The sequence below is a fragment of the uncultured Sphingomonas sp. genome, assembly GCF_964237155.1.
In the GTDB taxonomy this organism is placed as follows: Bacteria; Pseudomonadota; Alphaproteobacteria; order Sphingomonadales; family Sphingomonadaceae; genus Sphingomonas.
The window spans coordinates 1-10239 of sequence record NZ_CAXSHH010000081.1 but is presented as its reverse complement, the minus strand read 5'-3'; the positions used below and the strand labels follow the sequence as shown (position 1 = coordinate 10239).

Annotated in this window: 11 protein-coding genes and 1 tRNA gene; 8 read left to right on the top strand and 4 right to left on the bottom strand. The window is 66.3% G+C overall.

All coding sequences use genetic code 11. The features are described 5' to 3' along the window. A partial coding sequence (locus tag ACFE71_RS13360) for a sugar phosphate nucleotidyltransferase (protein ID WP_375429282.1) occupies nucleotides 1-348 on the bottom strand: 348 nt, incomplete at its 3' end. An 86-nt stretch (nucleotides 349-434) separates the two neighbouring features. Here ACFE71_RS13360 and wecB point away from each other — a divergent pair. Continuing rightward, nucleotides 435-1565 carry a non-hydrolyzing UDP-N-acetylglucosamine 2-epimerase gene (gene wecB, locus ACFE71_RS13355; RefSeq protein ID WP_375429281.1) on the top strand — a complete coding sequence of 377 codons (1131 nt, stop codon included), beginning with the start codon at nucleotides 435-437 and terminating at the stop codon, nucleotides 1563-1565. Between the two features lie 222 nt (nucleotides 1566-1787). Here wecB and ACFE71_RS13350 read toward each other — a convergent pair whose 3' ends face one another. Beyond that, entirely contained in the window at nucleotides 1788-2747 is a 960-nt protein-coding gene (locus ACFE71_RS13350; protein WP_375429280.1) for a M48 family metalloprotease, read from the bottom strand. Nucleotides 2748-2843: 96 nt separating this feature from the next. On the opposite strand from ACFE71_RS13350, the gene ACFE71_RS13345 reads away from it, so the two are divergent. Together ACFE71_RS13345 and ACFE71_RS13340 are read left to right on the top strand one after the other, a co-directional pair. After that, nucleotides 2844-3605 (top strand): metallophosphoesterase family protein, encoded by a 762-nt coding sequence (locus ACFE71_RS13345; RefSeq protein ID WP_375429279.1) that lies wholly within the window; start codon nucleotides 2844-2846, stop codon nucleotides 3603-3605. A gap of 197 nt (nucleotides 3606-3802) precedes the next feature. After that, nucleotides 3803-4048 (top strand): hypothetical protein, encoded by a 246-nt coding sequence (locus ACFE71_RS13340; RefSeq protein WP_375429278.1) that lies wholly within the window; start codon nucleotides 3803-3805, stop codon nucleotides 4046-4048. A gap of 284 nt (nucleotides 4049-4332) precedes the next feature. Here the strand turns inward: ACFE71_RS13340 and ACFE71_RS13335 are convergent, their stop codons facing one another. Then, a complete protein-coding gene (locus ACFE71_RS13335) occupies nucleotides 4333-4926 on the bottom strand; it encodes an FKBP-type peptidyl-prolyl cis-trans isomerase (protein ID WP_375429277.1) in 594 nt (197 codons plus the stop codon). A 116-nt stretch (nucleotides 4927-5042) separates the two neighbouring features. Next, on the bottom strand, nucleotides 5043-5249 hold the full coding sequence (gene rpsU, locus ACFE71_RS13330; RefSeq protein WP_007404630.1) for a 30S ribosomal protein S21: 207 nt from the start codon (nucleotides 5247-5249) through the stop codon (nucleotides 5043-5045). A 156-nt stretch (nucleotides 5250-5405) separates the two neighbouring features. Between rpsU and cysS the strand changes: the two genes are divergently transcribed. From cysS to ACFE71_RS13305, 5 genes are all read left to right on the top strand, one after another. Further along, nucleotides 5406-6872 (top strand): cysteine--tRNA ligase, encoded by a 1467-nt coding sequence (cysS, locus tag ACFE71_RS13325; protein ID WP_375429276.1) that lies wholly within the window; start codon nucleotides 5406-5408, stop codon nucleotides 6870-6872. Continuing rightward, nucleotides 6869-7222: a hypothetical protein gene (locus ACFE71_RS13320; RefSeq protein WP_375429275.1), complete on the top strand. Its 354-nt coding sequence runs from the start codon at nucleotides 6869-6871 to the stop codon at nucleotides 7220-7222. The genes cysS and ACFE71_RS13320 overlap by 4 nt, the downstream gene beginning before the upstream one ends. A gap of 55 nt (nucleotides 7223-7277) precedes the next feature. Further along, nucleotides 7278-8216: a D-2-hydroxyacid dehydrogenase gene (locus ACFE71_RS13315; protein ID WP_375429274.1), complete on the top strand. Its 939-nt coding sequence runs from the start codon at nucleotides 7278-7280 to the stop codon at nucleotides 8214-8216. Between the two features lie 26 nt (nucleotides 8217-8242). Continuing rightward, nucleotides 8243-9616 carry a class II 3-deoxy-7-phosphoheptulonate synthase gene (locus ACFE71_RS13310; protein WP_375429273.1) on the top strand — a complete coding sequence of 458 codons (1374 nt, stop codon included), beginning with the start codon at nucleotides 8243-8245 and terminating at the stop codon, nucleotides 9614-9616. 53 nt (nucleotides 9617-9669) lie between these two features. Next, nucleotides 9670-9744 (top strand) — tRNA-Glu (locus tag ACFE71_RS13305). Nucleotides 9745-10239: the final 495 nt, after the last annotated feature.

Here is a 10239-nt window from a genome sequence, read left to right as displayed (position 1 = left end):
CCAGACCGCATGGCCCAGCCCCAGCGGCTCCTGCTGGCGCACATAGACGGGCGATCCCGGACGCTGGCGGATATTCTCGATCGCGGACATCGACTTGCCCCGCGCGCGCATCGTCGCTTCCAACTCGTACGAGATGTCGAAATGATCCTCCAACGCCGACTTGCCGCGTCCGGTCACAAAGATGATCTGCTCGATCCCCGCCGCCAGCGCCTCCTCGACGGCATATTGGATCAACGGCTTGTCGACGACGGTCAGCATCTCCTTGGGCATTGCCTTGGTCGCGGGAAGGAAGCGCGTGCCGAGTCCGGCGACGGGGAAGACGGCTTTGCGAACGGGCTTGTGGTTCATTGTTCCTCCTTTCGTTACGCATATCCATGACCGAGGCTTGCGGCAATTGACCTGGGGTTAAGCCCGATCCGTCAAGTCCCGTTCCCATGTCCAAGCCCAAGATGCTCGTCGTGTTCGGCACCCGACCCGAAGCGATCAAACTGTTCCCGGTCATCCGCGCATTGAACGACACCGGCGCGGTCGCGGTCCGTACCTGCGTCACCGCGCAGCATCGCGGTCTCCTCGATCAGGTGCTCGCCATCGCCGATCTCCGGCCCGACCGCGATCTCGACCTTATGGAGCCTGGACAGACGCTCGACCGAATGACCGCACGGTTGCTGACGGGCTTGGGTGAGGTGATGGACGCCGAGCGCCCGGACCGTGTGATCGTCCAAGGCGACACCACGACCGCGATGGCGGGCGCGCTCGCCGCCTATTACCGCCGCGTCCCCGTCTCGCACGTCGAGGCGGGCCTGCGATCGGGCGATGTCCTTCATCCCTGGCCGGAGGAGATAAACCGCCGTATTGTCGCGCCGATTGCCGACCAGCATTTCGCCCCCACCGAAACGGCCGCCAACGCGCTGCGCCGCGAGAATATCGACCCCGGGACGATCCACGTCACCGGCAACACCGTCATCGACGCGCTTCTTTGGACAGCGGGGCGGATCGCCGCCGACCCGAGCCTCGCCGCCGGGCTCGACGGGATCGCCGGGCGATTCGCGGGCAAGCGCATCGTGCTCGTCACCACGCACCGCCGCGAGAATTTCGGTGCCGGGATGGAGGCGATCGCCCGTGCGGTCGCGCGGGTCGCCGACCGGTCGGACGTGGCCGTGCTGTTCCCCGTCCACCCCAACCCCAACCCCAACGTCGTCTCGGTCATGGACGCGGTGCTCGGCGACCATCCAAACATCGCCCTCATCGAACCACTCGACTACCCCCATTTCGTCCGCGCGCTCGGCCTGTGCCACCTTGCCCTCTCCGATTCGGGCGGCGTCCAGGAGGAGGCGCCCGCTCTCGGCAAGCCCGTGCTCGTCATGCGCGAGACCACCGAACGCCCGGAGGGGATCGCCGCCGGCACCGCCCGCCTCGTCGGCACCAACGAGGACCGCATCGTTTCCGAAGTGTTCACCCTTCTGGACGACAAGGACGCCTGCTCGGCGATGGCGCGCGCCCACAATCCCTTCGGCGACGGTCACGCGGCGGGCAGGATTGCGAAGCTGGTGGCGCATGGTCGTTGATGCCGGATCGATGTCGTCGTGCTTGGCCTTGAGCCATATCGGCCTACCCACGGCGGCGGTGATCCTCGAATCGAGGCCGATCGCCATCCCCGCGTCGACGTCCCCGAGCCCGGCCCCGGCCGTCGGCGGCTGCTGCATCGCGGTCGACCCCTGGTTCCCGGTCCATGCAGACCGTTTGAACACAACGCTGATCCGCACCGCACGGCTAGTCAACCTGGCAAGCTAGTCCAGCGGCTCATCGCGGGTGGCGAGCAGCGCCGGCCTGGTCGGCTTAGCCCGGCCCGCGATCGATCGGGCGACCAAGTCGAGTGCCTCGGCGCGCGCTTTCGAAGACGGGTGCGTACGCGCGCGGAACGGGCCCGCATCGATCTCGCCGCCTCGCTCGCGCCAGAACCGGGCGGCGCTCGCCGGGTCGTAACCGGCGTTGGCGAGCAGGTGGACGCCAAGCTCGTCTGCCTCCCGCTCGGTCCGGCGATGGATCCGCCCGTTGCGTCCCAACTCGCGCAGCAGCCCGCGATCGACCTTGGCGGCCGTCAATCGCTCGGGATGCCGCAGGATGACGTGCGCCAATTCATGCGCGACGATTACCGTTATCTCCTCGTCGGAGTGACGTTCAAAGAACCCCTCCCCCATATGCACCACCCGCCCATCCGATCCGGCGAAGCTCCCCCGCCCGAGCAGCAGCTCGAACCGCGCCCTGCATGCGGGGGTCGGCGTCACCACGACGGTACGGTCTTCGCCCGCCCGACGGAGGGTTAGTGCCACCGGAGCAGCCGGATCACCGCCTTCGAGCAGATCGAGCGCGCGATCACGGTCGACGATGCCCTCTTCCCCGGCCTGGACACGAACGTCGCCCACCGCGACCAGCGCGTCGTCTGGACGGACGCCCGCGCGATCGGCGGGCGCTCCGGCGACCACCGCCTCGACCGCGACCGGCGTCTCGAACCCGAATGTGCGTCGCGCCGCGTCCCGACCACCCACATCATATTGCGCGAGCCCGTGGACGACCACGCCCGTCGTGGGTTGAAGCCGATTGCACAACGAGACGTTCGACGTCGCCAACCGGTACCCGATCGCGGCGAGGCGGCCGTCGGCGGCACGCAAGGCCTCGTGAAAACCCGGAGCGGCGGCTTGAGTGGCGATGATCGACGCGATCATCGCAAAGACGGCGGGGATGGTCATCGGCGCGTACATACGCGCAAGGCGCGAACACGCCAGCCGCGTGCCGTTGCCGTGCTCGTGCACTTTTCTTATCTTCTTGGCTTTCAAAGGAATGTCATGTTTGCGAGGTTTCTAAAATCGATCGGTCGCGCCGACGCGAATCGCGACGCGCTGCCGGCGGGCGTACGCGCCTACGCGGTCGGTGATATCCACGGTCGACTGGATCTGCTCGACGACCTGATCGGTCGCATCGACGCCGACGACGCGGGCCGCAAGCCCGCCGACACGACGATCGTCTTCCTTGGCGACCTGATCGACCGCGGCCCCGACTCGGCCGGTGTGGTCGAGCGCCTGCGCCTACTCGCCGCATCCGGGCGGCGGGTGCGCCTCCTTGCCGGCAATCACGAGGAGCTGCTGCTCCAGGTGTTAAAGGGCGACATTAAGGCGCTCAAGGTCATGTGCCGTGTCGGCGGACGCGCGACGGCGCTGAGCTACGGCATGGACGACGCGACTTATGACCAGCTGGACTTCGAGCAGCTCTCCGACGCGCTGTCCGAGATGGTCCCCGACTCGCACCGCCGCTTCCTCGCATCCTTCGAGGACATAATTATGATGGGCGACTATCTGTTCGTCCATGCCGGAGTACGCCCTGACCAGCCGCTTCACGAGCAACGGCCGAGCGACCTCCGCTGGATCCGCGGCCCATTTCTCGACCATGGCGGACGTCTGGCCAAGCGCGTCGTCCACGGCCACACCATCGCGCCGGAGGTGCAGTTCCGGCCTCACCGCATCGGCATCGACACCGGCGCCTACGCGAGCGGCAGGCTGACCGCGCTCGGGTTGCAGGACGTCGACCAGTGGCTGCTGCAAACAGGCTGACACACCCGCCGTCTAAACACTCCGGCGACCGCAATACGCCTTCACAAACGGAACGGCCCCGTTATAGCAACCGGGCGGGGGCGGACTTTGTTGCACCGCCGCAACAGTGCGGAACGCTTTCACGCTGTTATTGTTCGTGTATTGCCCTGGGCGCACCGTTGTGCCAGGGACGTTGCGACGGAAAAAGGGAGTTCAACATGCGTTTTGGGAAGTATATCCTGACCGCCGCCGCCGCCACCATGGCGGTTGCTCCGGTCAGCGCCGCCGCTGTTAATCCGGCCGCCAGCCTGTCGGTCTCGAAGTCGGCGCGCGCCGGGTCGGCGACCGCCAAGGACAGCGAAGCCGTGGGTGGCGGCATCATCATCGCGATTCTGGCCGCCGCCGCCGTGGTCGCCGGCATTGTGATCGTTGCCGACAGCGATGACGACGCGGACAGCAACTAAATCTCGGCTTATCAGCCAAGAAGAATAGCGGCTTTCGGGCCGCTATTTTTTGTCCTGTGGGCGCGGGCATGCTCCAAGTGGATAGATAATAACTTGGCCGTGGACGCTCGCGAACTTCTGGTCGGGCTAACCTCGCGCTCTTCGTCGCTTAAGTCTAAAAAGCACGAACGTGTGATCGGGCGAGCATAACGCACATGCGTCCGATCTACGCCTGTCGTAATCGGACCCCGAGCAGTGGACGCGTAAATCTAGCCCGCCCGATGGCAAGCCATCATGCGCCCGATCTACCTTTCGGGCGCGACACCCGGCATTGGTGGTCCGGTACCACCAGGCATCGGTTGCGCGCCGGGAGCGCCGCCGGGACCGGTTTGCTGCATCTGCCGCAACACCGTCTCGGGAATGAAGTCGAGCATCTCGACGTCGAAGGTCAGGGCCGCATTGGGCGGGATCGCCCCGCTTCCCGCGCCTTTCTCGCCATAAGCGAGCGACGACGGCAGCCAGAAACGGTATTTCGACCCCTTCGTCATCAACTTCAAACCTTCGGAGAAGCCAGGCACCACACCTGCGACAGGCATCGGCGTCGGCTGCTGCGACTTGTCGAAGGTCTTACCGTCGAGGAACTTACCCTCATAGTTGACCAACGCGACATCGCTGTCCGTCGGCTTGGGGCTGTTCGCCTGACCCTGCTGTAGAACCTGGTACTGTAAGCCGGATTGGGTGGTGGTCACGCCACGCGCGCGCGCATTGCGACTCATCAGATCGTCGCCCTGCCGCGCCAGCGCGAAGGCGGACACAAGCGCCAGCGCCAATCCCAGCCATAACCAGATAAGATAGCCGCGCTTGACAGGGCGTAGTGGAACGGCGGTGATGGTGGACATGGCTTGTCTTTCCGCCCGTGGCGTCAAGGTTAGCGGGCTTGGACAAGCCCATTAAGCCACGCCATATCGGTCAATAAGAAGTGCGGCCGTTTAAAAGCACGGACTCGGCGGGGGACCTAGCGCGCCCCGTCGCGCTCGGCGCGCTTACGCTCCAGCTTGCGGGCGCGACGCACAGCGGCGGCACGCTCGCGCGCCCGCTTCTCCGACGGCTTTTCGTAATGGCGGCGCAGCTTCATCTCGCGATATACACCCTCGCGTTGAAGCTTCTTCTTCAGCGCGCGCAGGGCTTGGTCGACGTTATTGTCACGAACGATGATCTGCATGAACCTAGTCGAACTCCGATCGAATGCATTTTAGCGGCCGCGCGTACGCGTTCCGCGCCTTTGACCGAGATCACCTATCAGCCATGACCGCGCAAGGCAAGCATTCGGGCGAACGCCGGGTTGGCCCATGCGGCTCCGCTGCGCTAGGGGCGGCGCATGTCCTCGGCTCCCCTCACATTCTATAACAGCCTCTTGCGCGCGGTTGAGTTGTTTCGCCCGCTCGATCCTGCCGACGTACGGGTCTATTCCTGCGGCCCCACGGTCTATGATTACGCGCATCTCGGTAATCTGCGTGCCTATGTCTTCACCGACACGCTTGCGCGGACCCTTCGCTGGAAGGGCTATTCGTTGACGCACGTCATGAACGTCACCGATGTCGGCCACCTTCAATCGGACGCTGACGAGGGCGCGGACAAGATGGAGGCGCGCGCGCGTTCGACCGGCCAGGACATCTGGGCGATCGCCCGCCACTATACTGACGCGTTCAAACGCGATCTGCGCGACCTGAACGTCCGGGATGTCGATCGTCTGCCGCTGGCGACCGACCATATCGCCGAAATGATCGCCTTCGCGAAGGTGATCGACGTGCGGCATTGCTACCTTTTGGACGGCGGCCTCTACTTCGATACGACGACCGTCCCCAACTATGGCCGACTGGCCGGGCATCTGGAGGACGGGCGGGAGGGCCGGATCGACGTTGTCGCGGGTAAACGGCACCCGGAGGACTTCGCGATTTGGCGTCGTTCCGCCCCCGGCGAAAATCGGCAGATGGAGTGGGAGTCGCCCTGGGGCCGCGGCGCGCCTGGCTGGCACCTGGAATGCTCGGTGATGAGCCGGCTGTATCTGGGCGAACGCTTCGACATCCACACCGGCGGGATCGATCACCGGGAAATCCACCATCCCAACGAGATTGCCCAAAATCAAGCGTATCATCGGGCGTGTCACGGCCATGCGGATGAAGCCGGCTTCACGGGTGCGACCGTCTGGATGCACAATAATTTCCTGGTCGAGCGCGCAGGAAAGATGTCGAAATCGTCCGGGGGGTTCCTGACGCTCCAAGCCGCGGTCGACCGCGGCTTTCACCCGCTCGCTTATCGGCTCATGTGCCTCCAGGCGCATTATCGTTCGGAGATGGAGTTTTCATGGGACGGTCTCGCCGCCGCCGCGACTCGGCTCAAACGTCTCGTCCAGGCGATCGGCGCGCTTCGGACCCGCGCCGACGCCGAGGAACAGAACGACGCGCTTGGCTTGACCCCCACCATCACCGGGCGGTTGGACGACTTCGACCAAGCCATATCCGATGACCTTTCCACCCCGCGCGCGCTCGTCTCGCTCGACCGCCTGCTCGCGCTCAAAAATGAACGCCCCGCGCTGCTGCTCTCGGCGGCGGCGCGGATGGACGAGGTTCTCGGGCTTTCGCTCCTGTCGCTCGACCGCGCCGATCTCCGCGTCCACCCGGCGAATGCCACGATCGACCCTCCCGCTATCGAGGCGTCGCTCGCCGAGCGGCGCGGGGCGCGGGCGGATGGGGATTTTCCCCGTGCCGACGCGATCCGCCATGACCTGGCGCAGGCAGGCGTCGATGTGATGGATGGCGACCCGCTCGGCTGGGATTGGAAATGACGGTCGTGATGCGGTTGGCCCAATATTATCACGAACTGACCCTCTGGCTGCAGCGGACCACTGGTCAAACCGACACGGTGCTGCATATCCATGCCGGGCTGGCGATATTGGTGGTCGCTCGGTTGTGCACGCGTCGATCGTTTGGAAGCTTCGCCCCATTTGCCTTCGTGGCCTTCGCTGAGCTCGCCAATGAGGCACTTGACCGTGTGGTCGCGGGCGGCTGGCCGGTCGTGGATACGGGGACGGACCTGCTCAACACGCTCTTCTGGCCGTTCGCCATCAGTCTCGGCGTCCGCCTGCGACCCATGATGCTCAAGGACCGGCCGCGGGTGGAGGCTTTGCGGAGGTAGAGCGGTCGACCGCTCGTGCTTGACGAGCGCCCGCACGGCGCGGCACCCCGCCGTCATGAAGGCCGTCCTCCCCGCGCTCGCCCGCCCGATCCTCGAACCCGGACTGCCCGCCGATATCGAGATCGCTTGGTTCGCCTCCCCACGCGAGGCCGCGGCGGGCATCGCCGGCGCCGAGATAGCCTGGGTCGACATGCAGCCGACCAGCCTGGTCGCGGAGGCCGTGCGCGCGGGCGGACCGGAGCTCAAATGGCTGTCCACGATCTATGCCGGCCTGGACGCCTTTCCGCTCGACTGGTTGCGGGAGCGGGGGGTGGTCGTCACGAATGGCGTCGGGATCAACGCGGTCGCGGTGGCGGAATATGCCGTCATGGGCGTCCTCGCCGCGGCCAAGCGGTTCGATGAGGTGGTCCGCGCGCAAGGCCGCCTGGACTGGCTGGCGGACGCGCCAGGCAAGATCGAGCTGTTTGAGACGCGCGCGCTGATCGTCGGCCACGGCGCGATCGGCCGGTTGATCGGCGAACGCCTCGCCGCGTTCGGCATCACGGTCACGGGTGTCACCCGCTCGGGCGCGGACGGCACACTGACGCCCGATCGATGGCGCGACCGCCTGCCCGAGTTCGACTGGGTCATCCTCGCCGCCCCCTCCACCCCCGAGACCAAGGCGATGATCGGCGCGGCCGAGCTCGCCCGCTTCAAGCCCGGCGCCTGGCTCGTCAACATCGCGCGCGGCGATATGATCGACGAGGAGCCGCTGCTCGCCGCGCTCCGCTCCGGGACGATCGGCGGCGCGTTCCTCGACCCCACCCACCCTGAGCCGCTGCCGCCCGAACATGCGCTCTGGACCGCGCCCAACTGCATGCTGACCATGCACCTGTCCGGGCGCAGCCAGACCAAGATGTTTCGGCGCGCCGCCGACCTGTTTCTCCGAAACCTCGACGCCTATCGCGCGGGGCGACCGATGAAGAACGTGGCGGACCTCGACGCGGGGTACTAGATACGTTCGCGAAACGGAGAAACCACATGTCCGCCGCCTGGACGCCCGACAGCTGGACCCGCGCCGAGGCGCGCCAGCTTCCCGACTATCCCGATCCCGCCGCGCTTCGGGCGGCGACCGACACCTTGCGTGCCTATCCCCCGCTCGTCTTCGCGGGGGAGGCGCGCAACCTGACCGCCGACCTGGCCCGGGTCGAGCGGGGCGAGGCGTTCCTGCTCCAGGGCGGCGATTGCGCGGAGAGCTTCGCCGAGTTTCATCCGGACAACATCCGCGACACGTTCCGCGTCATCCTCCAGATGGCGGTGGTCCTGACCTTCGCCTCCAAGCTTCCCGTCGTGAAACTCGGCCGGATGGCGGGCCAGTTCGCCAAGCCGCGCTCGGCCGGCACCGAGACGGTCGGCGGCGTCGAGATGCCATCCTATCGCGGCGACAACGTCAACGACATCACCCCGACCCTGACCGCCCGCGCGCCCGACCCGGAGCGCATGATCCGCGCCTATTCGCAATCGGCGGCCACGCTGAACCTGCTGCGCGCGTTCGCGCAAGGTGGTTACGCCAACCTTCACCAAGTCCATCGTTGGACGCATGACTTCCTGGGCCAGAGCCCTTGGGGCCGGAAATACCGCGAGACCGCCGACCGGATCGGCGAGGCGCTGGAGTTCATGCGCGCCTGCGGCATCGATCCGGAGACCGTGCCACAGCTGGCCCAGACGCAGTTCTACACCAGCCACGAGGCGCTGCTGCTCCCCTACGAGCAGGCGATGTCCCGGCGCGACTCGTTGACGAACGACTGGTACGACACGTCGGCGCACTTCCTATGGATCGGCGACCGTACGCGTTTCGAGGGATCGGCGCATGTCGAGTTCCTGCGCGGCGTCGGCAATCCGATCGGGGTGAAATGCGGCCCGTCGCTCGACCCCGACCTTCTGCTCCGCCTCCTTGGCACGCTCAACCCGGCGCGCGTTCCCGGCCGCGTCACGCTCATCACCCGCTACGGCCACGACAAGGTGGAGGCCCACCTCCCCCGCCTGATCCGCGCCATTACCCGCGCGGGTCACCCGGTCGTGTGGAGCTGCGACCCGATGCACGGCAACACGATCCAGTCGGCCAGCGGCTACAAGACCCGCCCCTTCGACCGCATCCTCCACGAGGTCCGCGCCTTCTTCGCGGTCCACCGCGCCGAGGGAACGCACGCGGGCGGCATCCACGCTGAGATGACGGGCCGCAACGTCACCGAATGCACCGGCGGCGCGGTTGACGTCACCGACCAGTCGCTCGCCGATCGCTACCACACCCACTGCGACCCGCGTCTGAATGCGGGCCAGTCGCTAGAGCTCGCGTTCCTACTGGCGGAGATGCTAAACGCCGAAATGGCGGAACGTCGCAAGGTCGCGGCCTGAACGCCCGCCCTTGACGCCCGCCGCTCCGCCCCGTACCTGCGCGGCTCCGCCACGGCCCCTTCGTCTAGCGGTTAGGACGTCGCCCTCTCACGGCGAAAGCACGAGTTCGATTCTCGTAGGGGTCACCAATCAGCTTGTAATTTGGCGAATCGGCGCGGATCAGCGCGTAAATCAACGGCTTTTCATATTCGCTTCAGACCATCGATTCCCAATCTCGCCGCCATGCGTCGCGCAGTCATACCGCTTGGTACAAAGGGGCGGCCGTGCCTGCGTTCGACAACGACGAGGACCTAGAGCTCTTCCTTCCCGGCGCCGGACTTCCGGAGGGACTCGCTTCACGGACGGCATCAGGCGTCAGCAGGTAGCCGCGCGCCTGCTGGAACGACGATCCTGCGAGCCAATCCGGGATGCGTGGAGCTACTCAGGCGTTCTCGTGGGCGAAACGGTCCGGACCGGCGCCGATCTGGTCCCGTGCCGAGCGGCCCGGCGTTGCGGGCGGTCACGCGCGGGCGTCGTTCCAAAGCGATGGGAAGAGACCGCACACCCGGCGCCGTCGAGCCGGTTCGGTCCCTGTACATTATCCGGACATGGATTCACGGTAGCCGCGTGAGGTGATCAGCGCC

Coding starts and splice junctions, on each gene's coding strand:
- wecB (WP_375429281.1), top strand. CDS start 435: ATGTCCAAGCCCAAGATGCTCGTCGTGTTCGGCACCCGACCCGAAGCG.
- ACFE71_RS13350 (WP_375429280.1), bottom strand. CDS start 2,747: ATGACCATCCCCGCCGTCTTTGCGATGATCGCGTCGATCATCGCCACT.
- ACFE71_RS13345 (WP_375429279.1), top strand. CDS start 2,844: ATGTTTGCGAGGTTTCTAAAATCGATCGGTCGCGCCGACGCGAATCGC.
- ACFE71_RS13340 (WP_375429278.1), top strand. CDS start 3,803: ATGCGTTTTGGGAAGTATATCCTGACCGCCGCCGCCGCCACCATGGCG.
- ACFE71_RS13335 (WP_375429277.1), bottom strand. CDS start 4,926: ATGTCCACCATCACCGCCGTTCCACTACGCCCTGTCAAGCGCGGCTAT.
- rpsU (WP_007404630.1), bottom strand. CDS start 5,249: ATGCAGATCATCGTTCGTGACAATAACGTCGACCAAGCCCTGCGCGCG.
- cysS (WP_375429276.1), top strand. CDS start 5,406: ATGTCCTCGGCTCCCCTCACATTCTATAACAGCCTCTTGCGCGCGGTT.
- ACFE71_RS13320 (WP_375429275.1), top strand. CDS start 6,869: ATGACGGTCGTGATGCGGTTGGCCCAATATTATCACGAACTGACCCTC.
- ACFE71_RS13315 (WP_375429274.1), top strand. CDS start 7,278: ATGAAGGCCGTCCTCCCCGCGCTCGCCCGCCCGATCCTCGAACCCGGA.
- ACFE71_RS13310 (WP_375429273.1), top strand. CDS start 8,243: ATGTCCGCCGCCTGGACGCCCGACAGCTGGACCCGCGCCGAGGCGCGC.